We start from the raw sequence: 25242 nt of genomic DNA, 5'->3' as shown, positions 1-25242 counted from the left end.
GCGTCCGGGTGGTCGATAACCGGCGTCAACTGTCAGGAGCAGCCGATGACGATCCCCCATACATCCTTCCGCGACTCGGTCGAGCGGATGTTCACCCATGCCGCCGGTCTGATGGACCTTCAGCCGGGTCTGGAAGAAAAGATCCGGGTCTGCAATTCGACCTATACGGTCCGATTCGGTGTCCGGCTGCGCGGGCAGATCCACACCTTCACCGGCTATCGCTCGGTCCATTCCGAACATATGGAGCCGGTCAAGGGCGGCATCCGCTATTCGCTGGACGTCAACCAGGACGAGGTCGAGGCGCTGGCCGCGCTGATGACCTATAAATGCGCGCTGGTCGAGGTGCCGTTCGGCGGATCCAAGGGCGGCCTGTGCATCGACCCGCGCGCCTGGAACGAGGACGAGCTGGAACGGATCACCCGGCGCTTCACCTATGAGCTGTCGCGGCGCAACCTGATCTCTCCGTCGCAGAACGTGCCCGCGCCGGACATGGGCACGGGCGAGCGGGAAATGGCCTGGATGGCCGACGCCTACAAGCGGCTGCATCCCGACGACATCAACGCCAAGGCCTGCGTGACCGGCAAGCCGCGCCATGCGGGCGGGATCGAGGGCCGGGTCGAGGCGACCGGCCGGGGCGTGCAATACGCGCTGCGGGAATTCTTCCGCCATGACGACGTGATGAAGAAGGCGGGGCTGGACGGCACGCTGGCGGGCAAGCGGGTGATCGTGCAGGGCTTGGGCAATGTGGGCTATCACGCCGCGCAGTTCCTGTCGGTCGAGGACAAGGCCCTGATCACCTGCGTGATCGAACGCGACGGCGCGATCCGCAATCCGCAGGGCATCAACATCGACGCCTTGCGCGGCCATATCCGCGCGACCGGCGGCATCAAGGGCTTTGTCGGTGGCGATTACAGCGAAAACGGCCTGGCCGCGCTGGAGGATGACTGCGACATCCTGATCCCGGCGGCTGTCGAAAGCGTGATCCACGCCGACAATGCCGACCGCATCCGGTGCAAGCTGATCATCGAGGCCGCGAACGGTCCCGTCACGGCCGATGCCGACGCCATCCTGAAGCGCAAGGGCATCGTCATCATCCCCGACATGTATGCCAACGCGGGCGGCGTCACGGTCAGCTATTTCGAATGGGTCAAGAACCTGTCGCAGATCAGCCTGGGCCGCCTGGAACGCCGCCACGAGGAAGCCCGCGCCCGGATGCTGGTCGAGGAGCTGGAGCGGATTTCGGCCGATACGGGCACGAATTTCGAACTGGCGCGGGGCTTCAAGGAGGCGTTCCTGCATGGCGCGGACGAGCTGGATCTGGTGCGGTCCGGCCTGGACGACACCATGCGCGAGGCGTTCGGCAAGATGAAGGAGGTGTGGATGTCGAACCCCAAGGTCGACGACATGCGCACCGCCGCCTATGTCGTGGCGATCCGGCGGATCTCGAACGTCTATGGATCGCTGGGATTGTGAGCGGGCAGGGGGGCGCTGCCCCCCGCCGCCGTTCCGGCGACTCCCCCTGGGATATTTTCTTGAAGAAGAAGTGCTCTTAGCCCCGAGGGGCGGCGGCGCGGCGCAGGCGGTCGTTGATCGCCGCGCCAAGGCCGTGGTCGGGGATCGGGGCGACCGCGATGGGGCGGCCCTCGCGGTCGGCGCGGCGCAGCGTGTCGAACAGGCGGGCGGCGGCCTGGGTCAGGTCGCCGGTTTCCGACAGGGTGAACGGGCCGGGCGCGGCGAAGGCGATATGGGTCTCGCCCGGCGCGGGCGTCGCCGCGTTCAGGCGCAGCGCGGCGGTCGGGGCATAGTGGCTGGTCAGTTGGCCGGGCGCGTTCGGGGCGGTCGGGTGGGCCTGGTGGTCCGCGAGCGGATGGCCGAGGGTTTCGGCGATGGCCTCGGCCGGGACGCCGCCGGGGCGCAGCAGGGTGGCGCGGCCCTCGGGCCAGCCGACGATCGTGGATTCGAGGCCCACCGGGCAGGGACCGGCGTCCAGCACGGCGCTGATGCGCCCCGCCAGCCCGCCATCCGGGTCCAGCACATGATCCGCGCTTGTCGGGCTGATCCGGCCCGAGGCATTGGCCGAGGGCGCGGCCAGCGGTCCCGCCAGCCGCAGCAGCGCCTGCGCGACCGGATGGGCGGGCACGCGGATCGCGATGGTCGCCAGCCCCGCCGTCACCAGAGAGGCGATGCCCGCATCGGCGCGCAGCGGCAGCACAAGGGTCAGGGCGCCGGGCCAGAAAGCCTGGGCCAGCGCCGAAGCCTCGGGCGGGACGTCGGCGATGGTGCGGGCGGTTTCCAGATCCGGGACATGCACGATCAGCGGATTGAAGGACGGCCGCCCCTTGGCCTCATAGATCCGGGCGACCGCCTGACCGCTGCGCGCATCGCCCGCCAGGCCATAGACCGTCTCGGTCGGGATCGCCACGACCTGGCCCGACGCCAGCAGGATCGCGGCGCGCGCCATGCCCATCTGGTCTGGCAACAGTCTCTCGGTCTGCATTCGTGACGCCGGGTTTCGATTGAGCCTTGCCGGAAGCCCCCTAAGATGCCACCCGACAGCGGTTGTGATAGTCGCGCCGGCCTCGATTGCCAAGGCGCCAGGGGAGGGGACCAGATGAGCTACAAGGCGCCGGTCGCGCAGATCGACTTCATCCTGAATCATGTCGTGCCGTTCGGCGATCTTGCCCGCACCGATCTTTTCGCCGAGGCGACGCCGGACACCGCCGCCGCCATCCTGGCCGAGGCCGGGAAGCTGGCCACCAACGTGCTGGCGCCCCTGAACCGCAAGGGCGACGAACATCCGGCGGTGCTGGAAAACGGCCGGGTGCGGTCCTCGCCCGGCTATGCGGACGGATTCCGCGCGATTGCCGAGGGCGGCTGGATCGGGCTGGCGGCGAACCCCGACCATGGCGGCATGGGCCTGCCGCAGGCGCTGAACATGGCCGTGGCCGAGATGATGGCGGGCGCCTGCCTGGCCTTGCAGCTGAACCCGCTGCTGACCCAGGGCCAGATCGAGGCGCTGGAACACCACGCCAGCGACGATCTGAAGGCGCTGTATCTGCCGAAACTGATTTCCGGCGAATGGTCGGGGACCATGAACCTGACCGAACCCGGCGCGGGCAGCGATGTGGGCGCGCTGGTGACCAGGGCCGAACCGGACGGCGACGGCACCTATCGCATCAGCGGGCAGAAGATCTTCATCACCTGGGGCGACAGCGACGTGACCGAGAATGTCTGCCATCTGGTGCTGGCGCGCCTGCCGGACGCGCCCAAGGGGACGCGCGGCATCAGCCTGTTCATGGTGCCGAAGCTGATCCCCGACGAGGCGGGCAGGCCGGGCGTGGCCAACAGCCTCAAGGTCGTCAGCCTTGAGGAAAAGCTGGGCATCCACGGCAGCCCCACCTGTGTTCTCAGCTTCGAGGGCGCGACCGGCTGGCTGGTCGGTGCCGAACACAAGGGCATGGCCGCGATGTTCACGATGATGAACTGCGCCCGGCTGGGCGTCGGGATGCAGGGCGTCGGCCTGGCCGAGGCGGCCTTGCAGCAGGCGGTCGCCTATGCGGCGGATCGCAACCAGATGGGGCCGATCATCCGGCATCCCGATGTGCGCCGGATGCTGGCCACCGCGCGGGCCGAGGTGTTCGCCGCCCGCGCCATCGCCCTCGCCTGCGCCACCGCCATCGACCTGGACCGCGCCACGGGCGATGCGGTCCACGCCGCCCGCGCGGCCTTCCTGACGCCGATCGCCAAGGCTTACGGCACCGATGTCGGCTGCCGCGTCGCCGATATGGGCGTGCAGGTCCATGGCGGCATGGGCTATGTCGAGGAGACGGGCGCCGCCCAGTATCTGCGCGATGTGCGGATCACGCCGATCTATGAGGGCACGAACGGCATCCAGGCGATGGATCTGGTGGGCCGCAAGCTGTCGGATGGGGGCGACGCCGCCCTGCGCCTGCTGGACGAGATCGCGGACGGCGCCAAGGCGGCGCAGGCCGATCATCCGCAGATGGCGAATCAGCTGTGGCAGGCGGCGGAATCGCTGCGCGAGGCGACCCAGACCCTGCTGGAACGCGACCTGCCCGAACGCTTTGCGGGGGCGGTGCCCTATCTGACCGCCTTCGCGCGGGTGCTGGGCGCGCTTTACCACCTGCGCGCGGCGCAGGCGGGCGGCGAATCGCATCTGGCGCTGGCCCGCGTCTTCATGGCCCGTGTGCTGCCGCGCCATGTCTCGGATCTGGCCGAGGCGGTGGCGGGGCTGGACGACCTGACCGGCATTGGCGACGCCGTGCTGTCGGGCGATTTCGCGGCGTGATCGTTTATCCCTTCGATACCCCGCCCGAGCCGGGGCAGGCCGCGACGGTCGCGCCGGGCGTGTTGTGGATGCGCCTGCCGCTGCCGATGGCGCTGGATCACGTCAATGTCTATGCGCTGGAGGACGGCGACGGCTGGACGCTGGTCGATACCGGATTCGACACCGCCGCCAGCCGCGAGGTCTGGGAGACGCTGCTGGCCGGGCCGCTGGAAGGCAGGCCGGTCCGCCGCGTGATCGGCACCCATCACCACCCCGACCATATCGGGCTGGCGGGCTGGTTCATGGCGCGTGACGGGGCCGAACTGGCGATCAGCCGCACTGCCTGGCTGACCGCGCGGATGCTGGTGCTGGACCGGCAGGACCGCGCCGGCCCCGAATCGCTGGCCTTCTGGCGCCGCGCCGGGATGCCCGCCGACCTGCTGGCACAACGCGCCACGGAACGGCCCTTCAACTTTGCCGATGTGGTCCATCCGCTGCCGCTGGGCTTCACGCGGCTGGTGGACGGCCAGCAGATCGGCTTCGGAGGCCGCCGCTGGCGCATCGCCATGGGCCACGGCCATGCGCCTTGCCACGCGACCTTCTGGTCTCTGGACGACGATCTGGTGATCGGAGGCGACCAGTTGCTGCCCTCGATTTCCCCGAATCTGGGCGTCTACCCGACCGAGCCGCAGGCCGACCCGGTGGGCGAATGGCTGGAAAGCTGTCAGCGGATGCAGGATCTGGCGCAGCCGCGGCATCTGGTGCTGCCCGGCCACAAGCTGCCCTTCACCGGCCTGCCCGCGCGGCTGCGGCAGTTGATCGACAACCACCATTCCGCGCTGGATCGCATGACCGCCGCGCTGAGGGATGAACCGCGCACCGCGGTCGGCTGTTTCGACATCCTGTTCAAGCGCCGCATCGGTGCGGGCGAATTCGGCCTGGCCCTGGTCGAGGCGGTGGCCCATGTGAACCACCTGCACCGGCTGGGGATCGTCACGCAGGTCGGCGCAAGGGACGGCGCGGTGCTGTGGGGGGCGTGACAGGGCAGACGGTTTCCGTTATCGCAGGGACGAACCGGACAGGAGGGCAGGCGCATGGCCACGCATCATCACGACGTCACCGACCACAGGATCGGCACCATGGACATCACCGAACAGCAGCGGACCTTCGCGGGCTTTCTGAAGTTCGCGACCTGGGTCGGCATCCTGTCGATCCTGGTCCTGATCTTTATGGCCCTGGTCAACAGCTGATCGGGCAGGCGGGAATTTCATGAAAAGACGCGTCTTTCTGGCGGCGGCGCTGCCCGTCGCCTTGGCCGCCTGCGGCGCCCAGAAGGTCTGGGATTCGGACGAGGAGCTGCGCGCGGCGCGCTTTGTGTCCGACGAGCCGCCCTCGATCACGCTGCTGACGGTGATCGGCATTCCGCGCGGCGAAGGCGGGCATTCGGGGCTGATGATCAACGGCAGCCAGCGGGTGATCTATGATCCGGCGGGAAGCTGGGAACATCCGCGCATCCCTGAACGCAACGACGTGCTGTACGGGATCACCGACAACTTCAAGCACTTCTACATCGACTATCACGCCCGCAAGACCTATTGGGTGGCCGAGGATACGGTCTTTGTCAGCCGGGAGGTTGCCGATGCCGCGATTCGGGCGGTGGAGTCGCAGGGCGCCTCGCCCAAAAGCTATTGCGCGGTGAATTCCGGCAAGGCCCTGCGCCGCGTGCCGGGCTTCGAGGGCGCGCCGACCGGATTTTCGCCGCTGAAGCTGCGCAACTGGTTCCTGACCCTGCCGGGCGTGCAGTCGAAACGGCACATGGACGGCGATCCGGCCAACAACCACGACGTGCTGCTGCGCCAGAAGAACGGGCAGATCGTCGGCTACAACATGTAAAGCAGGCCGAACAGCGTGATCGCGCCCGCAAGGATCGCCAGGATCATGTTCTTCGTCCACAGGCCGACCGCCACCGTCACCGTGGCGGCGGCCATCCGCGCGGGATCGGGCTGGCCGCCGGTCGCGGCGGGCCAGACGACCAGCGGCGCGACCAGGGCGGGCAGCACCGCCACGGGGGTATAGCGCAGCATCCGCAGCATCCATTCCGGCAGATCCCGGCTGCCAAGCGCGCCCAGGAAGGACCAGCGGATCAGGAAGGTGCCGATGCCCAGCACCAGGATGACCAGCCAGATGGTCAGGTCGGATGTCCCGTTGCTCATGGCTGCGCCCTTTTGCGGGACCGGGATTCGACGGCGGCGCCCGCCGCCATGCCCAAGGGCGCCGCGATCAGCAGGCCCAGCCCCGAGGGCAGGCCCGCCAGCACCAGCGATCCCAGCACCGCGACGAAGCAGGCCGCCAGATGCGCGGGCGTGCGCAGCATCGGCGCGATCATCGCCAGGAAGGTGATCGGCATCGCGAAATCCAGGGCGATGTCGTCGGGAATCGCCTTTCCGACCGTCGCGCCCAGCCAGGAAAAGGCCATCCAGGGCAGGCAGACCACCATCACCACGCCCGCGAAGAAAGCCAGCCGCTGCGGCAGGGTCATGCGCGGGTTCGCCTCGTATTCCTGGATCGACAGGGCATAGCTCTGATCGACCAGGGCATAGGCGACCCAGGCCTTCTGCCCCGCCGAGGCATGGCGCAGCCAGGGCACCAGCGAGGCCGAATACATCGCCATGCGCAGGTTCACCGCCAGGCAGGACAGGATCACGATGATGACGGATGCGTTGTCGGACAACAGCTGGACCGCCGTGAACTGCGACGCCCCCGCCAGCACCAGCACCGAAAATCCCATCACCTGCGCCACGTCCATGCCCGCCTCGGTCGCGACGACGCCGAACAGCAGCGCAAAGGGGATCATCACGATCAGGAAGGGCAGGGACTTCACCGCGCCGCGCAGGAAGGTCTGGCGCAGGCTGCGGGTCGGACCGCCGTCGGCAAGGGGCTGCCGGGGATCGGGACGGGGCTGGGGAACGGGAGACATGGGGGCTTTCGCATGGGGCCGGATCGCGGCACCTTCGTTGCACGACGCCCAATCGGAAGGCAAGGCCGCGTGCGGATCACGACCCCCATTCCCGCCCCGCTTCTGGGCGACGCCGCGCGGCTGTGGTGGGCCGCCTTCGCCCCGCCGCTGGGCGCCGCGCGGCCGCCCGCCGTGCGGGCCTGCCACGGCATCGCGGCCGTTGGCGCGGACGGCCGGCTGGGCGGGGTGGCCGGGCTGCGGGACGCGAATGGCGGGTTTCTGGCGGATCAGCCCTGGCTGGCGCGCGCGCTTTATCGCGCGGCGCCCCCGACGGCGGATCTGGTGATCGACGGGATCGTGGTCGACGGCCCGCGCCGGGGCATCGGCCGGGCGCTTCTGGACCGGGCCGTCCAGGGCGCGCGCCGGGCGGGCCATCCCGGCCTGCGGGCCGAAGTCGAGATCCGCAATACCGCCGCCATGGCCTTCTATGCCGCCACCGGCTTTGCCGAGATCGGACGCGGCGCCTTTGGCTGGCCCTGGTCCGGCCCGGTGGCGATCCTGCATCGGCCGGTCTGACCGGCGTTGCGTCAGCCGAAGATCCCCGAGATGCGGCCCAGCAGCATGAAGGCGCGGGCCGACCGGGTCTGGGCCAGCACGGCGACCTGCGCATCGTCCATCTGCGGCAGGTGCCGGGTCAGCATGGCGTCGAAATGGCGCAGGAAATGATGCGTGGTATCGCGGAAGATCTCGTCCCTGCGCAGCAGGCCGGCCGCGATGTCAAGCGCCAGGGGATCCTGGATGCCGCCCAGGGCCGCCACCGCGCTGCCCCGTTCGCCTGCCGCGAAGCGCCGCCAGACGGCCGCCGGGGCCGGATCGGGGGGCAGGTCGTCCATGTACAGATCCTGGCCGGCCAGCAGCGTCACCACGTCCTGGGCCGCGCGCAGGACGCGGGCCTGGTCGGGATCCTGCAAGGCGGCGCGCAGCGCGGCGATGGCGGGCGCGTCATCGGCCCCGTCGGGAAAGTTCAGCGCCCGGATCAGCGTTTCCGCATCGACCGGGGCGGAGGGTTCGCCGCCGCCGCCGCGCATCGGCTGCGGACGCGGATCGGCGGCGGGCCGGGGCGCGGCGCGGGGTGCCGCAGCCGGCGCGGGAACCGGGCGGGGCTGCGGTTCGGTCTCGTCCGCATCGGACAGGGCGATCCGAGGCGGCGCGCCGCGGGTCGCGGCCATGTCGCGCATCTGCGACAGGCGCAGGCGCAGGTCGGCGGCCTCGGCCCGCAGGACCGCCAGGGCGCGGGCCATGCCGACCGCCAGCCAGATCAGCACCAGCGGCAGGATCGTGCCCATGACCGTGGCCAGCCGGGCGATGCCGCCCGGCCCGCCCTCGGCCTCGGGGGCGAGCAGCCAGAACAGGGCCACCAGGAACAGCCAGGCTGCGGTCAGCGCGATGCCGGTGACGGTCAGCGCGTCCCGCTGCGCCAGGCTGGTGATGCGGGCAACCAGGCTCATGGTTTATTCGAACCGAATCGCCAGGATTTCATAGCTGCGCTGCCCGCCGGGGGTCGCGACATCAACGCTGTCGCCGACATCCTTGCCGATCAGCGCGCGCGCCAGGGGCGACCGGATGTTCAGCAGGCCGCTTTCGATATTCGCCTCGGCCTCGCCCACGATCTGATAGGTGCGCTCTTCCTCGGTGTCCTCGTCGATCAGGTGGACGATGGCGCCGAACTTGACCGATCCGGTCAGCTTGGCGGTGTCGATCACCTCGGCCCGCGACAGGATCGATTCCAGTTCCTTGATGCGGCCCTCGATGAAGCCCTGCTTTTCGCGGGCGGCGTGGTATTCGGCGTTTTCCGACAGGTCGCCATGTTCGCGCGCCTCGGCGATCTGGCGGATGATGGCGGGGCGTTCCTTGGATTTCAGGTCGCCCAGTTCGCGTTCCAACGCGGCGCAGCCGCTGCGGGTCATCGGAATCTTGTCCATCGCTGCCCTGTCCTTCCGGGGATGCGTTACCGTCCAAATGCTAAGGCAACGCCCCCGCCATTCGGATGGCAGGGGCGCGGCCTTGTTGTCGGCACCGTGACCCGAATTGCCGCGTCTTTGCAAGCCCGGCTGCGCCGACGGTGGCAGATTTCGGCCGTCGCGTCAGCATTGCCGCGATGCGGCAGAACCGTTACATCCAGACGACAGCCAAGCAAGGGGGGAACCGAGCCATGACCGACACGCCAGCGATCGACCGCGAGTCGATGGAATACGACGTGGTGATCGTGGGGGCGGGGCCTGCGGGCCTGTCGGCGGCGATCCGGCTGAAGCAGATCGACCCGGACCTGTCTGTGGTGGTGCTGGAGAAAGGCTCCGAGGTCGGCGCGCATATCCTGTCGGGCGCGGTGCTGGATCCCATCGGCCTGAACCGGCTGATCCCCGACTGGCGCGAGAGGGGCGCCCCGGTCCGGACCGAGGTCGTGGACGACAACTTCTATGTCCTGGGCGCGGCGGGGCAGGTGCGGGTGCCGAACTGGCCGATGCCGCGGCTGATGAACAACCACGGCAACTATATCGTCAGCATGGGCAGCGTCTGCCGCTGGCTGGCCGAACAGGCCGAGGAACTGGGCGTCGAGATCTTTCCCGGCATGGCCGCCAGTGCAGTCGTGTGGGAGGGCGATCGGGTCAAGGGCGTCGTCGCGGGCGAGATGGGGCTGCAAGCCGACGGCACGCCCGGTCCCCACTATGAACCCGGCATGGAACTGCACGGCAAATACGTCTTCATCGGCGAGGGCGTGCGCGGGTCGCTGGCCAAGGTGATCATCGACCGCCTGAACCTGTCCGAGGGCCACGAGCCGCAGAAATTCGGCCTGGGCATGAAGGAGATCTGGGAGGTCAGCCCCGAGAAGTTCAGCCAGGGCCGCGTGGTGCACACCATGGGCTGGCCCCTGGGCAAGAACGCCGGCGGCGGCAGCTTCATCTATCACTACGAGGACAACCTGGTGATGCTGGGCTTCGTGGTGCATCTGAACTACGAGAACCCGTATCTGTATCCCTATATGGAGTTCCAGCGCTTCAAGCACCACCCGATGGTGGCCGACCTGCTGGAGGGCGGCAAGCGCATCAGCTATGGCGCCCGCGCGATCAGCGAGGGGGGCTACCAGTCGCTGCCGGAACTGAGCTTCGCGGGCGGCGTGCTGCTGGGCTGTTCGGCGGGCATGGTCAACGTGCCGCGCATCAAGGGCAACCACAACGCCATGATCTCGGGCATCGAGGCGGCGGAAGCGGCGGCCAAGGCGATTGCCGAGGGGCGCGAGGGCGACCGGCTGGAGGATTACGATCGGGCGGTGCGGACGGGCGAGATCGGCAAGGATCTGAAGAAGGTCCGCAACGTCAAGCCCGCCTGGTCGCGCTATGGGTTGTGGCCCAGCCTGGTTCTGGGCGGCATGGACATGTGGGGGGCCGGGCTGACCGGGCGCAACATCCTGCGGACCTGGAAGCACGGCAAGTCTGATGCCGAGGCCACCGGCAAGGCGCGGGACTTCAAGCCCATCGACTATCCGAAACCCGACGGCAAGCTGTCCTTCGACCGGCTGACCAACGTGGCCTTTTCCTTCACCAACCACGAGGAAAGCCAGCCCTGCCACCTGAAGCTGAAGGATCCCACGATCCCGATCCGCGTCAACCTGCCCGAATACGCGGAACCCGCGCAACGCTATTGCCCGGCGGGCGTCTATGAGGTGGTCGAGGACGCGGATGGCCCGCGCTTCGTGATCAACTTCCAGAACTGCGTCCACTGCAAGACCTGCGACATCAAGGATCCGTCGCAGAACATCGTCTGGACCACGCCGCAGGGCGGCGACGGGCCGAACTACCCGAATATGTGATCTGCCGGGCGGGGGCAGGCGTTGCGACGGCTTTGGCGCCGCGTTAGGGTCGACAAAACGTTTTTGTGACTTTCCGGGATGGATGCCGTGACCCTGACCCGCCCGACTCTGGCCCTGATCGCCGCCCTGATGGCGGCGCTGTCGCTGCCCGCAGGCGCGCAGGAACGGCCCGCCCCCCGCCCCGAAGGCGATGCGCCCGACGCCGCCGCGACCCAGGCGCCGAAGCCCGATTCCGCGCCGCTGACCTTCGGGTTGGCCGGGCCGTTCCTGGCCGCGCGCATGGCGACGGTGGAAAGCGACTTCCAGGCGGCCGCGCGGTTCTTCGTGCAGGCCGTGGCGCATGATCCGGGCGACCGCTTTTTGCAGGACAGCGCCCTGGTGGCCCTGGTGTCGGCCGGGGAAATCGACCGCGCGGTGGCCCTTGCCGACCGCATCGGGTCCGAGGGCGAGCCGACCGAACTGTCGCATCTGATCCACCGCGCCGATCTGGTGCATTCCGGCGACTGGACCGGGCTGCTGGCCGATGTGGGCACGCCCGGCGATGCGGAATCGGAAGCCGACCTGCTGGCCGGGATGCTGCGCGGCTGGGGCCTTCTGGGCGCGGGCAAGGCGTCCGAGGCGCTGGCCGAATTCGAGCGCCTGTCCCGCGTCGAGGGCGTGGCGCCGATGGTGAACTATCACCTGGCGCTGGCCCGCGCGCTGGTCGGCGATTACGAAGGCGCCGAATCGCTGCTGGCCGACGACATGACCGGCGCGCATATCCTGGGCTTTACCGCCCGCGCGCAGATCCTGACCCAGCTTGAGCGGCGCGACGACGCCGTGGCCATGATCGAGGCGATTCCGGGCGTCGAGGCCGAGCCGCAGCTTCTGGCCCTGCGCGACCGGATCAAATCCGGCCAGCCGGTGGCCTTCGACGTGGTCAGGACGCCCGCCGACGGCATCGCGCAGGCGTTCCTGACCTTTGCATCGGCCCTGGTCTCCAGCCCGGATCCCGAACCCCTGTCGCTGATCCACGCCCGCCTGGCCGCCTGGCTGTCGCCCGACACCGCCGAGGCGCGGCTGATGGTCGCCCAGATCCTTCAGGAACGTCAGCAGTTCGACCTGGCGGAACCCGAATTCGACGCGCTGCGCCGCATGGGCCAGATGCGGCCCGTGGCGGAACTGGCGCGCATCGACACCCTGTCGCGCGCCGACCGCACGGACGAGGCTAGCAAGGCCGCGCTGTCGCTGACCGCCGCCTATCCCGACCTGCCGCAGGCCTGGATCGCGCTGGGCGACCTGCTGCGCCAGCAGGAAAAATTCGCCCAGGCCGTGCCCGCCTATGACAAGGCGCTGGCCCTGCTGGCCGACGCCCCCGCCGATACCCGCTGGTTCCCGCTATATGCGCGCGGCATCGCCCTGGAACGGTCGCAGCAGTTCGACCGGGCCGAGGCCGATTTCCTGGCCGCCCTCGAAATCCGCCCGAATCAGGCCGGCCTGCTGAACTATCTGGGCTATAGCTGGATCGACCGGAACAAGAATCTGGACCGCGCGCTGGACCTGATCAAGAAGGCGGTCGAACTGTCGCCGGACGACGGCTATATCCTCGATTCGCTGGCCTGGGCCTATTACCGGCTGGGCCGCTATCCGGAAGCGGTGGCGCCGATGGAAGCCTCGATCCTGACCATGTCGCAGGATCCGCTGGTGAACGACCATCTGGGCGACATCTACTGGAAGGTCGGCCGCCACCGCGAGGCCGAGATCCAGTGGCGCCGCGCCCTGTCGCTGGAACCGACCGATACCGATGACGTGGATCCCGACCGCATCCGCGCCAAGCTGGACCGGGGCCTTGATGCCGTCCTGGCCGAGGAAGCGGCGGCCCCGGCGGATGCCGCCGCACCCGCCCCGCAGGCCGCGAACAACTAAGGCGATGCCCGTCACCGAAGCTGCGCCGGCCAAGCTGAACCTTGCGCTGCATGTGACGGGGCGTCGCGCGGACGGCTATCACCTGCTGGATTCGCTGGTGGGCTTTGCGGGTGTGGGGGATGTGGTGACTCTGGACCCCGGTCCGCTGTCCTTGCGGATCGACGGGCCGTTCGCGGGGGGGCTGTCGGGGGGTGACAACCTGTGCCTGCGCGCCGCGCGGCTGGCGGGGGCGGATGCGGCGATCACGCTGACCAAGAACCTGCCCGTCGCCAGCGGCATCGGCGGCGGCTCGGCCGACGCGGCGGCGGTGCTGCGCGGGCTGGCCCGCATGGGCCATCCGCTGCCTGCAAACACCGAACGGCTGGGGGCCGATGTGCCGGTCTGCCTGGTCTCGAACCCCGCGCGGATGCAGGGGGTGGGGGAAATCGTGACGCCCTTGCCGCCTTTGCCCGCGATCCCGCTGGTGCTGGTCAATCCGGGCGTGGCGCTGTCCACGCCGCAGGTCTTTGCCGCGATGGAGCAGCGCAACAATCCGGGCCTGCCGCACATTTCGCGCTTTGGGGGGCTTGCCGACCTGACCGCGTGGCTTGCGGAAACGCGCAACGACCTGGAAGCCCCAGCCCGCGCCATCGCCCCGGTGATCGGACAGGTGCTGGAGGCGCTGCGGGCGACGGGCTCCGCCGTCCCGCGCATGTCGGGATCCGGGGCCACCTGCTTCGGATTCTACGATAGCGCCGACCACGCCCGGATTGCCGCCAATGCGTTGAAACAGCATGGCTGGTGGGCGGTCGCGACGGAACTGGCACCCCCGCTGCCGTGCCGCTAGACTGCCGCGAAACAGGGGGACATCCATGCTGCGTCTTGGCGTCAACATCGATCACGTCGCAACCATCCGCAACGCGCGCGGCACGCCCTGGCCCGACCCGCTGCGCGCCGCCCGCATTGCGGAAGGTGCGGGCGCAGACGGCATCACCGCCCATCTGCGAGAGGATCGCCGCCATATCAGCGACGCCGATATCGACGCGCTGATGGCGAAGCTGCGGCTTCCCCTGAACCTGGAAATGGCGGCGACCGCCGAGATGCAGGCCATCGCCCTGCGCCACCGCCCCCATGCCGTCTGCATCGTCCCCGAAAAGCGCGAGGAACGAACGACCGAAGGCGGCCTGGACGTGGCCGGCAACGAAGCCGTGCTGGCCGACTACATCGCCCCCTTGCGCGAGGCGGGCAGCCGCGTGTCGCTGTTCATCGGCCACGCCCCCGCCCAGATCGAGGCCGCCGCCCGCATCGGCGCGGCGGTGGTGGAGCTGCATACTGGCGCCTATTGCGATCTGAACACCGAAGGTCGCCATGCCGAACGCGACACCGAACTGGCGGGCCTGACCCGTGGCGCGCGCCTGGCCGACAGCCTGGGGCTGGAGGTCCACGCAGGCCATGGCCTGACCTTCGACACCGTCGGCCCCATCGCCGCGATCCCGCAGATCAAGGAATTGAACATCGGCCATTTCCTGATCGCCGAATCGGTCTTCACCGGCCTGGGCGAGGCGATCCGCGAAATGCGCCGCAGGATGGACGAGGCGCGCGCATGATCCGCCCCGTCCTCGCCCTGTCGCTGCTTGCCGCCCCCGCCCTGACCATCAATCAGCAGACAGGCGAGATCGCCGTGCGGGGCGCGAAGTGACCGGCAGCTTCTTCTTCATCCAAATATCCATGATCCTGCCGGGGCCACGCGGCGCATGATCCTGGGCATCGGCACCGACCTTGCCAATATCGACCGCATCGCGGGCACGCTCGACCGCTTCGGCGACCGGTTCCGCAACCGCGTCTTCACGCCCACCGAACTGGCCAAGGCCGCGCGCCGCACGGACGAGGCGGGGACGCTGGCGAAACGCTGGGCCGCGAAGGAAGCCTGTTCCAAGGCCTTGGGCACCGGGCTGGCGATGGGCATCAGCTGGCGCGACATGGCGGTCAGCAACCTGCCGTCCGGCCAGCCGGTGATGGCGCTGACCGGCTGGGCGGCGGAGCGGCTGGCGGCGATGACCCCGCCCGGCCACCGCGCGGTGGTTCACGTCACCTTGACCGACGACCACCCCTGGGCGCAGGCTTTCGTGGTGATCGAGGCGCTGCCCCTTGCGCCGCAATCTTGACTTTGCCCCCCGCCGGGGACCATGAACGCGCCAATGCGGCCAATCGCCCGCGCTTGACGACGAAGGACGACATCATGGCCGACAGCACGGCGGGCAAGAAAAAGGAAGGCCTCTGGGAAACGGTCAAGACCGTGTTCTGGGCGCTGGTCATCGCGGGCGTGTTCCGCACGCTGTTCTTCCAGCCCTTCTGGATCCCGTCCGGGTCGATGAAGGACACGCTGCTGATCGGCGATTTCCTGTTCGTCAACAAGATGGCCTATGGCTATTCGCAATATTCCTGCCCCTTCGCGCTATGCCCGATCTCGGGCCGGATCCTCGGCAGCGAACCCGAACGCGGCGATGTGGTGGTGTTCCGCCATCCGACGCGGGGCGTCGATTTCATCAAGCGGCTGATCGGCCTGCCCGGCGATACCGTGCAGATGCGCGGCGGCCGCCTGTTCATCAACGGCCAGGAAGTGCCGATCACCCCGGCCGGAGAGTTCGTCGAGATCAAGGAACAGCAGGGACCGCAGGGCCTGGTGCCGCGCTGCGTCAACGACCCGGTGGCCGAGGGCGGCGACTGCATCAGCCAGCGGTTTACCGAAACCCTGCCGAACGGGCGCAGCCACGCCATCCTGAACATCCAGGACGGCGCCTTCGCCGACGACACGCCGACCTTCACCGTCCCCGAAGGCCAGTATTTCTTCATGGGCGACAACCGCGACAATTCCGAGGATTCGCGCTTTCCGCAGGAAATCGGCGGCCTGGGTTTCGTCCCCGCCGAATACCTGATTGGCCGCGCCGACCGGATCATGTTCTCGTCCGGGGGCCGCTCGCTTCTGTATTTCTGGACCTGGCGGGCGGATCGCTTCTTCAAGGCGGTCGATTGAAGCCGTCCATGATGAAGCCGGGCGCCGACATCCGCGCCTTCATGACCCGACTGGGACACGACTTCGCGCGCCCCGACCTGCTGGTGCGCGCGCTGACCCATGGATCCATCGCCACCACCACCCGGCCCGACAATCAGCGGCTGGAGTTTCTGGGCGACCGGGTGCTGGGCCTGGTCATGGCCGAGGCGCTGTTCGACGCCGACCAGTCCGCCAGCGAAGGCCAGCTTGCGCCCCGCTACAACGCGCTTGTCCGGGGCGAGACCTGCGCGGCCATCGCCCGCGAGATCGGCCTGGGCGAGGTGCTGAAGCTGGGCCGGTCCGAGATGATGTCGGGCGGCCGCCGCAAGGACGCCCTCTTGGCCGACGCTATGGAGGCCGTGCTGGCGGCCGTCTATCTGGACGCGGGCTTCGACGCCGCGCGCCGGATCGTGTTGCGCCTCTGGGCCGACCGGCTGGCGACGCTGGAGGATGATCCCCGCGACGCCAAGACCGCGCTTCAGGAATGGGCGCAGGCCCATGGGATGCCGCCGCCGGCTTACGTCCAGACCGAACGCAGCGGCCCCGACCACGCCCCGGTCTTCCTGATCACCGCGCGGCTGGCCGACGGACGGCAGGCGCAGGCCCAGGGCGCGGGCACGAAACGCAGCATCGAACAGGCGGCGGCCCAGGCCCTGCTGGACCGGCTGGAGGGCCGCGAATGACCGAATCACCCGCCGCCCCGACCCGCGCCGGCTTCGTCGCCCTGATCGGCGAGCCCAATGCCGGGAAATCGACGCTGCTCAACCAGATGGTCGGCGCCAAGGTCAGCATCGTCACCCACAAGGTCCAGACGACCCGCGCCCGGATCCGCGGCATCGCCCTCCACGACGCGGCGCAGATCGTCTTCGTGGACACGCCCGGCATCTTTCGCCCGCGCCGCCGCCTGGACCGTTCCATGGTCGCCGCCGCCTGGGGCGGGGCCTCGGACGCCGACATCATCCTGCTGCTGGTCGAGGCGCATCGCGGCCTCTCGGACGGCGTGGTGGCGATCATCGATTCGCTGAAGACGCTGGACCGCAAGACGCCGGTGGCCCTGGTCATCAACAAGATCGACCGGGTGAAGGCCGAAAGCCTGCTGGCGCTGTCGGCGGAACTGAACGCCGCCTATCCCTTCGTGCAGACCTTCATGATCTCGGCCGAAAAGGGCTATGGCTGCGACCAGTTGCGCGACTGGCTGGCGGCGACCTTGCCGGAAGGCCCCTGGCTTTACCCCGAGGATCAGATCGCCGACCTGCCGATGCGCATGATCGCGGCCGAGATCACCCGCGAAAAGCTGACCCTGCGCCTGCACGAGGAAATCCCCTATCAACTGACGGTCGAGACCGAAGCCTGGGAGGAGCGCAAGGACGGATCGGCCAGGGTCGACCAGATCGTCTATGTCGCCCGCCCCGGCCACAAGGGCATCGTGCTGGGCAAGGGCGGCGACACGATCAAGGCCGTGGGCCAGGCCGCCCGCGCCGAGCTTGAGGAATTCATGGGCCGCCGCGTCCACCTGTTCCTGCAAGTCAAGGTCCGCGAGAACTGGCTGGACGAGGCGGAACGCTATACCGAGATGGGCCTCGATTTCCGCGACGGCGATGCCTGAACCCCGGCTCGCGGCGGGGATCTGGGTGGCGGCCTATCTGGCGCGGCTGGGGGCGGTGAATATCCCGGCCTATGTCACCGCGCGCGGCGACGACACGGCTGGCGCGGTGCTGGTGAAATGCGCGCTGCTGGACGGGACCGCGCGGCTTTACGGGCGCGAATGGGATTTCGACAGCGACAGCCGCCCCTGGCAGGTATTGGCCCAGGGCGACGAGCGCGAGGTGGACCAAGCCATCGCCCGGCAACGCGGCTTCGACCCCGACCTGTGGGTGATCGAGATCGAGAGCCGCGACGGCCGCACGCTGCTGACGGAAGATGGGCTGACCTGACGCGCCCGTGCTAGGCTGCCGCCATGGACGATTCGGTGACGCAGCTTTTTCGCGATTACGAGGCGTTGACCGCACGCGGTTTGCGCGGGGATGTGGATGCCGACGCGTTCGCGGCGTTTTTCGCGCCCGAGTTCATCGGCGCATCTCCGCAGGGCGTGCGCGGCGACAAGAACGACGCGGCGATGCGCGAGGCGATGGCCGAGGAATTCGTCCATCACCGCAAGGTCGGCGCGAAGGCCATGCGGATCGAGGCGATCCGCGTCCTGCCGCTGGATGCGGCCCATTGCGTTGCATCGGTCGATTGGATCGCCAGCTATGGCCGCAAGGCCGGGTCTGATGCGCAGATCCGGTTCACCGTCCACTATTTCGTGCAGCGAACCGCCGATGGCCCGCGCATCTTCGGCTGGGTCAGCGGCGACGAACAGGCGGCGCTGAAGGAACAGGGCATCCTCTGACGCGGCATCTGGCGCGGACCGGTTTTGCAGCCTATGCAACCGATATGAGCAACCCGTCCCCCTCCGGTGATTCCCCGCGCGGCCTGATCCTGGCCATCGCCACCTATGTCATGTGGGGGTTTCTGCCGCTGTTCATGAAGCAGCTTGCCCATGTCCCCCCGTCCGAGGTGATCGCGCATCGGGTTCTGTGGTCCCTGCCCATCGCGCTGGCGGTCCTGCTGTTGCAGCGCCGCTGGGCCGAGGTGGCGGGCGCCCTGCGCCAGCCGCGCCTGCTGGGGATGGCGCTGGTGACGGCGGCGCTGATCTCGGTCAACTGGATGATCTATGTCTGGGCGGTGGGCAACGATCATGCGCTTGATGCGGCGCTTGGTTACTATATCAACCCGCTGTTCAGCGTGCTTCTGGGCGCGACGCTGCTGCGCGAACGGCTGAGCCGGGCGCAGATCGCCGCCATCGCCCTGGCCGCGCTGGCGGTGGTGGTGCTGACGGTGCAGCTGGGACGCCTGCCGATGGTCGCCATCGGGCTGACGCTGACCTGGGGCGTCTATGCCTTCTGCAAGAAAAGCCTGCCGCTTGGCCCGACCCAGGGCTTCACGCTGGAGGTTCTGCTGCTGACGCCCCTGGCGCTGGCCTATGTGATCTGGCTGACGGTCGGTGGCCAGTCGCATTTCGCCGCCGGCAGCCTGACCGACACGCTGCTGCTGATCGGCTGCGGCCCGGTGACCGCCGTGCCGCTGCTGTGCTATGCGACGGCGGCCAAGCAGTTGCGGCTGACCACCATCGGCATCCTGCAATACATCGCGCCGACGATGATCTTCGTCACCGCCGTGCTGGTCTTTGGCGAGCCGTTCGGCCTGGCGCAGATGATCGCCTTTCCGATGATCTGGGCGGCCCTGGCGATCTATACCCTGTCGCTGCTGCGCGGAGCGGGCGCGCGGCGGCGCGCCATGCAATAGCTTGGCAGCGCCGAAGGCCCGTGCCAAGCTGCCACCTTGGAGATTGCCATGTCCCTGTCCCGTCAACGTCTGACCCTCGTCACCCTGGGCGTCGCCGACATGGGCCGCGCGCGGCGGTTCTATGACGCCTGGGGGTGGGCGCCGCATCCCGGTTCGCAGCCGGGCGTGACCTTCTATCAGATGAACGGCGTGGTGCTGGGGCTGTTCGGGCTGGACGATCTGGCCGCCGATCAGGGACGGCCGGGCGCGGCCTTGGGGACCGGGGCGGTCACGCTGGCGCAGAACTGCGCCGAGGACGCGGAAACCGATGCGGTATTCCAGGCGGCGATTGACGCGGGCGCCACGGTTCTGAAGCGGCCCGAAAAAGTCTTCTGGGGCGGTTATTCCGGCTATTTCGCCGATCCCGACGGGCATGTCTGGGAAATCGCCACCAACCCGTTCTGGCCGCTGTCCCCGGACGGGTCGCTGACCCTGCCGGACGCCTGAATGGAGTGGCAGGCAGAAGGCACGGTCCTGGCCCGCCGCCCGCATGGCGAAACCTCGGTGATCCTGGACGTGCTGACCGACCTGCACGGGCGCCATTCGGGGCTGGTGCCGGGCGGCGTGTCGCAAAAGCGCGCGGCGATGCTGCAACCCGGATCGCGGCTGGATCTGCGCTGGCGGGCGCGGCGGGACGACCAACTGGGCACCTTCGCGGCGGAACCCCTGCGGCTGCGGTCGGGGCTGCTGGCCGATCCGCTGGCGCTGGCGGGGCTGAACGCGGTCTGTTCGCTGCTGGTCTTTGCCCTGCCCGAACGCGATCCGCATCCGGTGCTGGTCGGCGCCACCGAAGGTCTGCTGGATCTGATGGAGGCGGGGGCCGACTGGGGCCAGGATTACCTGCGATGGGAAATGCGCCTGCTGGACGAGATGGGCTTCGGCCTGGACCTGTCCGCCTGCGCGGTGACGGGCGCGCCGCAGGGGCTGGCCTATGTCAGCCCGAAATCAGGTCGCGCGGTCAGCCGTGAAGGGGCGGGGGACTGGGCCGACCGGCTGCTGCCGCTGCCCGGCATCCTGGGCGGGGCGGGCGACAATCGCGGCCGGGGCCTGGCCGAGGGGCTGGCCATCACCGGGCATTTCCTGAACGCCCGCCTTGCCGCCGAACTGGTGGGCCGCCCGCTTCCGGCAGCCCGCCAGCGTCTTGTGGACCGGCTGGCGCGCGGCCAGCCGAAGGGCGGTCACTGACCCGCGCGCGCCTGATCCAGCGCGGTGACCTGGCCCTGCGTCTCGGTCACGCCGCGTTCGAAGATCAGCCAGGTCTGGGGCGATTTCACCTTCAGCACGCCGCCGTAATATTCCATCTCGGTCGCCGCTTGCAGGACTTGGAAGAAGCGGTTCTCGATCGTGGCGTTCTTGCCGCAGTCGACATTGGTCCTTTGCAGCGGCGACAGCGCCACCAGCGGCAGTTCGGCGTTGTTCTTGGCGCCATAGCCGTTGCAGGGACCACGGCCCGACACGCTGGTCTCGGCAATGGTCAGCGTCATGTTGCGCAGCGGCACGGTCGCGCCGTCCATGCCCACCAATGCGTAATCGCCGCCCGGAATGAAGCCGCGGTCGTCGGCGGACACGGGGGGCGTCGGTTCGCAGGCGGCAAGGGCAAGGGCTGCGGCGGTCAGCGCGCCGAATGTGCCGAGACGGGGCATGATGGGACTCCTTGGGGCGATCATCGAACGGGGTGCGGCAATTTCCGCATGAATTGCGGCACCCTAGACGAAATCGCGTCAGCCTAACAGCCGCCGGGCGATCACTTGAGCCTGAATTTCGGCCGCCCCCTCAAAAATATTCAGGATGCGTGCATCGCACAACACACGGCTGATCTGGTATTCCAGCGCGAAGCCGTTGCCGCCGTGGATTTGCAGCGCATTGTCGGCCGAGGACCAGGCCACCCGCGCGCCCAGCAGCTTGGCCATCCCGGCCTCCAGGTCGCAGCGATGGCCGTGATCCTTTTCCCAGGCGCTGAAATAGGTCAGCTGCCGGGCGATCATGATTTCCACCGCCATCATCGCCAGCTTATCGGCCACGCGCGGGAAATGGATCAGCGCCTTGCCGAACTGCTTGCGGTCCAGGGCGTATTGCAGGCCCAGCTCCATCGCGTTCTGCGCGACCCCGATGGCCCGCGCCGCCGTCTGGATGCGCGCCGATTCGAAAGTCTGCATCAATTGCTTGAAGCCCTGCCCGGTGACGCCGCCCAGCAGGTTGTCGGCCTTCACCTCGAACCCGTCGAAGGCCAGTTCGTATTCCTTCATGCCGCGATAGCCCAGAACCTCGATCTCGCCGCCGGTCATGCCGGGGGTGGGGAAGGGGTCGGCATCGCCGCCCGGCGTCTTTTCGGCGATGAACATCGACAGCCCGCGATAATCGGTCGTGTCGGGATCGGTGCGGGCCAGCAGCGTCATCACATGAGTGCGCGCGGCATGGGTGATCCAGGTCTTGTTGCCGGTGATCTTCCAGACATCGCCGTCCCTGACCGCGCGGGTGCGCAGGCTGCCCAGGTCGCTGCCGGTGTTCGGTTCGGTAAAGACCGCCGTGGGCAGGATTTCCCCGCTGGCCAGGCGCGGCAGCCAATGCGCCTTCTGGTCGTCGGTGCCGCCGCCCAGGATCAGTTCGGCGGCGATCTCGCTGCGGGTGCCAAGGCTGCCCACGCCGATATAGCCGCGCGACAGTTCCTCGGAGACCACCACCATCGCCGCCTTGGACATGCTCAGGCCGCCCAGGTTTTCCGGGATGGTCAGGCCGAAGACGCCCAGTTCGGCCAGTTCCTCGATGATCTCCATCGGGATGAACTCGTCCTTCAGGTGCCATTCATGGGCATGGGGCACCACCTTGTCGTCGGCCCAACGGCGGAACTGGTCGCGGATCATCTCCAGATCCTCGTCCAGGCCGGTGGCGCCGAAGGTCGCGCTGCCCCTGTTCTCGGCCATCAGCGCGGCCAGCCGGGCGCGGGCGTCGGGCGTGTTCGCGGCCATCAGCGCGCGCGCCGCGTCCGAGGGGTGCCAGTCCACGCCCAGATCGGACAGGCGGGCGAATTCCATCTGGCTCATCGGGATGCCGCCGGCGATCTGGGTCAGGTATTCGCCGAAACCGATCCGGGCGATCAGCGCCTCGATCTCGCCGCGGACGCGGGCGGACCAGGCGGCAAGCTGGCGCAGCGATTCGACATAGGTCGCCAGCCAGGACAGCGCATGGGCGGCGTGCTGGTGCTGCTCCAGTGCCCGGGCATCGACCTTGCCGTCGGCCGTCACCATCGCGCGTAGAGAGTCCGTGGCCCGCGATTGCAGATCCGCCAGTTCGGTCAGGACGGTATCAACCTGTTGCGGCATGTCTTTCATGAAATCCCCCTTGCGGCATCGCGGCATGGGTAGCGCCTTCGCAGTCGCAGCGCAACAATTATGCGCATCGGTCGTGATATGCGAACGAATATGTCTGTCTCGCTGCGATGCGTTCGGCATTTCCATTTCTCCCCCAAGCGGTTAGCGTGCCGGGATGTTTGGACTGGATCCTTGGCAATTCTGGACGATCTTCGCCGTCACGGCCTTCGCGGGCTTCGTGAAGGGCGCCATCGGATTCGCCATGCCGCTGGTCATGGCCTCGGCCTTCGCCTCGATCCTGCCGCCGCAGACGGCGCTTGCCGCGCTGATCCTGCCGGTGCTGACCACCAACGTGAACCAGGCGCTGCGCGAGGGGGTCGGGGCGGCGGCGCGGTCGATCCGCGATTATCGCTGGCATATCGGCATGGTGCTGCTGTTCATGGCGGTCTCGGCAGGCTTCGCCACGGCGATCCCGCAACAGGCGATGTATGCGCTGCTGGGCTTTCCGGTGGTGGGCTTCGCGCTGTGGCAATTGTCGGGGACGCCCCTGGCGCTGCCCGTCCATCACCGCCGCCGGGCCGAGATCGTGACCGGCATCGTCGGCGGCCTCTATGGCGGCGTCTCGGGCATCTGGGGGCCGCCGCTGGTGGTCCTGCTGCTGTCCCTGGGGGCCGAGAAGCGCGAACAGATGCGGGTGCAGGGCGTGGTCTTCTTGCTGGGCAGCGCCGGGCTGACGGTGGCGCATCTGATGTCGGGCGTGCTGAACGCCCAGACCATCCCGCTGTCCGCCGCGCTGTGCATTCCCGCCTTCGCCGGAATGTTCGCGGGTCAGGCCTTGCAGGACCGCATGGATGTCGCACAATTCCGCCGCTGGACGCTGATCCTGCTGGTGATCACCGGCCTGAACCTTGTCCGCCGCGCCCTTTCCGACTGGATATGAGATGATCGACGCCGCCGACCTGACCGCCCGCCTGATCCGCTGCCCCTCGGTCACGCCCGAGGAAGGCGGCGCCCTGGTCCTGCTGGCCGACCTGCTGGCGGAAGCAGGATTCGAGGTTCACCGCGTGGACCGCAACGGCACGCCCAACCTGTTCGCCCGCTGGGGCGCGAGGGGCGCGCGCAGCTTCGGCTTCAACGGCCATACCGATGTGGTGCCGCCGGGCGACCTGGGTTCCTGGACGCATCCCCCGTTCAGCGGCCATGTCGAGGACGGCGTGATCTGGGGCCGGGGCGCGACCGATATGAAATCGGGCGTCGCGGCCTTCGTGGCCGCCGCCATCGACTTCGTGCGCGAAACGCCCCCCGACGGCGCGGTGATCCTGACCATCACCGGGGACGAGGAAGGCCCGTCCCGCGACGGCACCACCGCGATCCTCGACTGGATGGATCAGCACGGCGAACGCATGGACGCCTGCATCGTCGGCGAACCCTCGAACCCCGAGATCATGGGCGAGATGATGAAGATCGGGCGGCGCGGGTCCGTGACGTTCACGATCACCGCCAGGGGGGTGCAGGGCCATGCCGCCTATCCGCACAAGGCCAAGAACCCGCTGCACGCGTTGACCGCTTTTCTGAACGACCTGATCGCCGCGCCGCTGGACGCGGGGACCGAGCATTTCGACCCGACCGGCTTGCAGATCACCAGCATCGACTGCGGCAACCCGGCCTCGAACGTGATCCCGGAAACGGCGCGGGCGGTGGTCAATATCCGCTTCAACGACCTGCACAGCGCCGCCAGCCTGGAAGCCGACCTGACCGCCCGTGCCGCCCGCGTCAGCGCGGCGACCGGCGTGACGCTGACCATTGCCGCCCAAGTCACGGGAGAGGCCTTCCTGACCCAGCCCGGCCCCTTCGTCGATCTGGTCCGCAGCGTCGTCACCCAGGAAACCAACCGCCAGCCGGTGCTGTCCACCACGGGCGGCACCTCGGACGCGCGCTTCATCAAGAACCACTGCCCGGTGGTCGAATTCGGGCTGGTCGGCACCTATATGCACCAGGTGGACGAACGCGTGCCGGTGGCGCAGGTCCAGCAGTTGAAGACCATCTACCAGCGGATTCTGGAAAAATATTTCGAATGAAGATCGAACAGACCGACGACCTTGCCGCCTGCCACGCCCTGCGCCGCGCCGTATTCATCGACGAACAGGGCGTGTCCGAGGCCGAGGAACGGGACGACAGGGACGCGGACGCCATTCACCTGCTGGCGCGCCGGGATGGCCGCCCGGTCGGCACCGCGCGGATCCTGCTGCAAGGCGACACCGGCAAGATCGGCCGCGTCTGCGTGCTGGCGCAGGCGCGCGGCACGGGCCTGGGCGCGGCGCTGATCCGGGCCGCGCTCGACGCGCTGCGGAACCGGCCGGGGATCGTCCGCGCCGAGCTGGGCGCCCAGACCCATGCCCTGGGCTTTTACGAAAAGCTGGGCTTCACCGCATTCGGCCCGGTTTACGACGACGCGGGGATCCCGCATCGTGACATGATCCGCGATCTGTAAGGGGGAACCGC

Annotated in this window: 29 protein-coding genes; 22 read left to right on the top strand and 7 right to left on the bottom strand. The window is 68.6% G+C overall.

The window, feature by feature from the left end; genetic code table 11:
* Window positions 1–45 precede the first annotated feature (45 nt).
* Window positions 46–1473 (top strand): Glu/Leu/Phe/Val family dehydrogenase, encoded by a 1428-nt coding sequence (locus tag PXD02_RS13885; protein WP_275104428.1) that lies wholly within the window; start codon window positions 46–48, stop codon window positions 1471–1473.
* Window positions 1474–1549: 76 nt separating this feature from the next.
* On the opposite strand, the gene PXD02_RS13880 is transcribed toward PXD02_RS13885, so the two are convergent.
* Entirely contained in the window at window positions 1550–2497 is a 948-nt protein-coding gene (locus PXD02_RS13880; RefSeq protein ID WP_275104427.1) for an L-threonylcarbamoyladenylate synthase, read from the bottom strand.
* 114 nt (window positions 2498–2611) lie between these two features.
* Here PXD02_RS13880 and PXD02_RS13875 point away from each other — a divergent pair, with 114 nt between their 5' ends.
* The 4 genes from PXD02_RS13875 to PXD02_RS13860 are packed head-to-tail and all read left to right on the top strand — an operon-like array spanning window position 2612 to window position 6181.
* Entirely contained in the window at window positions 2612–4309 is a 1698-nt protein-coding gene (locus tag PXD02_RS13875) for an acyl-CoA dehydrogenase (RefSeq protein ID WP_275104426.1), read from the top strand.
* A complete protein-coding gene (locus tag PXD02_RS13870; protein ID WP_275104425.1) occupies window positions 4306–5328 on the top strand; it encodes an MBL fold metallo-hydrolase in 1023 nt (340 codons plus the stop codon). Before PXD02_RS13875 ends, PXD02_RS13870 begins: the two co-directional genes overlap by 4 nt.
* Before the next feature lie 54 nt (window positions 5329–5382).
* Window positions 5383–5538, top strand: a complete 156-nt coding sequence (locus tag PXD02_RS13865; RefSeq protein WP_275104424.1) for an aa3-type cytochrome c oxidase subunit IV — start codon at window positions 5383–5385, stop codon at window positions 5536–5538.
* 19 nt (window positions 5539–5557) lie between these two features.
* Window positions 5558–6181 carry a type 1 periplasmic-binding domain-containing protein gene (locus PXD02_RS13860; protein WP_275104423.1) on the top strand — a complete coding sequence of 208 codons (624 nt, stop codon included), beginning with the start codon at window positions 5558–5560 and terminating at the stop codon, window positions 6179–6181.
* On the opposite strand, the gene PXD02_RS13855 is transcribed toward PXD02_RS13860, so the two are convergent.
* Both PXD02_RS13855 and PXD02_RS13850 read right to left on the bottom strand, forming a co-directional pair.
* Window positions 6169–6501: an AzlD domain-containing protein gene (locus PXD02_RS13855; RefSeq protein WP_275104422.1), complete on the bottom strand. Its 333-nt coding sequence runs from the start codon at window positions 6499–6501 to the stop codon at window positions 6169–6171. The two genes, PXD02_RS13860 and PXD02_RS13855, sit on opposite strands and share 13 nt — an antisense overlap.
* Window positions 6498–7265, bottom strand: coding sequence for an AzlC family ABC transporter permease (locus PXD02_RS13850; protein WP_275104421.1), 768 nt, complete (start codon window positions 7263–7265; stop codon window positions 6498–6500). Before PXD02_RS13850 ends, PXD02_RS13855 begins: the two co-directional genes overlap by 4 nt.
* 69 nt (window positions 7266–7334) lie before the next feature.
* Between PXD02_RS13850 and PXD02_RS13845 the strand changes: the two genes are divergently transcribed.
* Window positions 7335–7820: a GNAT family N-acetyltransferase gene (locus PXD02_RS13845; RefSeq protein WP_275104420.1), complete on the top strand. Its 486-nt coding sequence runs from the start codon at window positions 7335–7337 to the stop codon at window positions 7818–7820.
* A gap of 11 nt (window positions 7821–7831) precedes the next feature.
* Here the strand turns inward: PXD02_RS13845 and PXD02_RS13840 are convergent, their stop codons facing one another.
* Both PXD02_RS13840 and greA read right to left on the bottom strand, forming a co-directional pair.
* On the bottom strand, window positions 7832–8752 hold the full coding sequence (locus PXD02_RS13840; protein WP_275104419.1) for a hypothetical protein: 921 nt from the start codon (window positions 8750–8752) through the stop codon (window positions 7832–7834).
* Window positions 8753–8755: 3 nt separating this feature from the next.
* Window positions 8756–9226: a transcription elongation factor GreA gene (greA, locus tag PXD02_RS13835; RefSeq protein ID WP_275104418.1), complete on the bottom strand. Its 471-nt coding sequence runs from the start codon at window positions 9224–9226 to the stop codon at window positions 8756–8758.
* Window positions 9227–9456: 230 nt separating this feature from the next.
* On the opposite strand from greA, the gene PXD02_RS13830 reads away from it, so the two are divergent.
* The 13 genes from PXD02_RS13830 (at window position 9457) to recO (ending at window position 20617) form a co-directional block, all read left to right on the top strand.
* Window positions 9457–11112, top strand: coding sequence for an electron transfer flavoprotein-ubiquinone oxidoreductase (locus PXD02_RS13830; RefSeq protein WP_275104417.1), 1656 nt, complete (start codon window positions 9457–9459; stop codon window positions 11110–11112).
* Window positions 11113–11199: 87 nt separating this feature from the next.
* Window positions 11200–13017, top strand: a complete 1818-nt coding sequence (locus PXD02_RS13825) for a tetratricopeptide repeat protein (RefSeq protein ID WP_275104416.1) — start codon at window positions 11200–11202, stop codon at window positions 13015–13017.
* A 4-nt stretch (window positions 13018–13021) separates the two neighbouring features.
* Window positions 13022–13843, top strand: coding sequence for a 4-(cytidine 5'-diphospho)-2-C-methyl-D-erythritol kinase (locus PXD02_RS13820; RefSeq protein WP_275104415.1), 822 nt, complete (start codon window positions 13022–13024; stop codon window positions 13841–13843).
* A gap of 25 nt (window positions 13844–13868) precedes the next feature.
* Entirely contained in the window at window positions 13869–14603 is a 735-nt protein-coding gene (locus tag PXD02_RS13815) for a pyridoxine 5'-phosphate synthase (protein WP_275104414.1), read from the top strand.
* A gap of 147 nt (window positions 14604–14750) precedes the next feature.
* On the top strand, window positions 14751–15161 hold the full coding sequence (gene acpS / locus PXD02_RS13810; protein WP_275104413.1) for a holo-ACP synthase: 411 nt from the start codon (window positions 14751–14753) through the stop codon (window positions 15159–15161).
* Window positions 15162–15235: 74 nt separating this feature from the next.
* Window positions 15236–16030, top strand: a complete 795-nt coding sequence (gene lepB, locus PXD02_RS13805; RefSeq protein WP_275104412.1) for a signal peptidase I — start codon at window positions 15236–15238, stop codon at window positions 16028–16030.
* A gap of 11 nt (window positions 16031–16041) precedes the next feature.
* Complete coding sequence (gene rnc, locus PXD02_RS13800) at window positions 16042–16731, top strand: ribonuclease III (protein WP_275106437.1); 690 nt, start codon at window positions 16042–16044, stop codon at window positions 16729–16731.
* Window positions 16728–17654 (top strand): GTPase Era, encoded by a 927-nt coding sequence (era, locus tag PXD02_RS13795; protein WP_275104411.1) that lies wholly within the window; start codon window positions 16728–16730, stop codon window positions 17652–17654. Before rnc ends, era begins: the two co-directional genes overlap by 4 nt.
* Window positions 17647–17982, top strand: a complete 336-nt coding sequence (locus PXD02_RS13790) for a DUF1491 family protein (protein ID WP_275104410.1) — start codon at window positions 17647–17649, stop codon at window positions 17980–17982. The genes era and PXD02_RS13790 overlap by 8 nt, the downstream gene beginning before the upstream one ends.
* A gap of 23 nt (window positions 17983–18005) precedes the next feature.
* Complete coding sequence (locus tag PXD02_RS13785; RefSeq protein ID WP_275104409.1) at window positions 18006–18437, top strand: nuclear transport factor 2 family protein; 432 nt, start codon at window positions 18006–18008, stop codon at window positions 18435–18437.
* A 44-nt stretch (window positions 18438–18481) separates the two neighbouring features.
* Window positions 18482–19393 carry an EamA family transporter RarD gene (rarD, locus tag PXD02_RS13780; protein WP_275104408.1) on the top strand — a complete coding sequence of 304 codons (912 nt, stop codon included), beginning with the start codon at window positions 18482–18484 and terminating at the stop codon, window positions 19391–19393.
* A 54-nt stretch (window positions 19394–19447) separates the two neighbouring features.
* Window positions 19448–19879 carry a VOC family protein gene (locus tag PXD02_RS13775; protein ID WP_275106436.1) on the top strand — a complete coding sequence of 144 codons (432 nt, stop codon included), beginning with the start codon at window positions 19448–19450 and terminating at the stop codon, window positions 19877–19879.
* Window positions 19880–20617: a DNA repair protein RecO gene (recO, locus tag PXD02_RS13770; protein WP_275104407.1), complete on the top strand. Its 738-nt coding sequence runs from the start codon at window positions 19880–19882 to the stop codon at window positions 20615–20617.
* Here the strand turns inward: recO and PXD02_RS13765 are convergent.
* The gene (locus PXD02_RS13765) at window positions 20611–21075 is read right to left on the bottom strand and encodes an META domain-containing protein (protein ID WP_275104406.1); all 465 of its coding nucleotides are present in this window, start codon (window positions 21073–21075) and stop codon (window positions 20611–20613) included. The two genes, recO and PXD02_RS13765, sit on opposite strands and share 7 nt — an antisense overlap.
* A 78-nt stretch (window positions 21076–21153) precedes the next feature.
* A complete protein-coding gene (locus tag PXD02_RS13760) occupies window positions 21154–22761 on the bottom strand; it encodes an acyl-CoA dehydrogenase family protein (RefSeq protein WP_473092028.1) in 1608 nt (535 codons plus the stop codon).
* 154 nt (window positions 22762–22915) lie between these two features.
* Here PXD02_RS13760 and PXD02_RS13755 point away from each other — a divergent pair, with 154 nt between their 5' ends.
* Genes PXD02_RS13755 through PXD02_RS13745 form a run of 3 tightly spaced genes read left to right on the top strand, consistent with a single transcriptional unit; the run spans window position 22916 to window position 25231 of the window.
* The gene (locus tag PXD02_RS13755; RefSeq protein WP_275104405.1) at window positions 22916–23680 is read left to right on the top strand and encodes a sulfite exporter TauE/SafE family protein; all 765 of its coding nucleotides are present in this window, start codon (window positions 22916–22918) and stop codon (window positions 23678–23680) included.
* Window position 23681: 1 nt separating this feature from the next.
* Window positions 23682–24818, top strand: coding sequence for a succinyl-diaminopimelate desuccinylase (dapE, locus tag PXD02_RS13750; RefSeq protein WP_275104404.1), 1137 nt, complete (start codon window positions 23682–23684; stop codon window positions 24816–24818).
* A complete protein-coding gene (locus tag PXD02_RS13745) occupies window positions 24815–25231 on the top strand; it encodes a GNAT family N-acetyltransferase (RefSeq protein WP_275104403.1) in 417 nt (138 codons plus the stop codon). The genes dapE and PXD02_RS13745 overlap by 4 nt, the downstream gene beginning before the upstream one ends.
* Window positions 25232–25242 lie beyond the last annotated feature (11 nt).

The sequence above is a fragment of the Paracoccus sp. S3-43 genome (assembly GCF_029027965.1).
Classification (GTDB): Bacteria; Pseudomonadota; Alphaproteobacteria; order Rhodobacterales; family Rhodobacteraceae; genus Paracoccus.
Note: the sequence above shows the minus strand (reverse complement) of the source record. Positions and strands in the feature narration are given on the sequence as shown.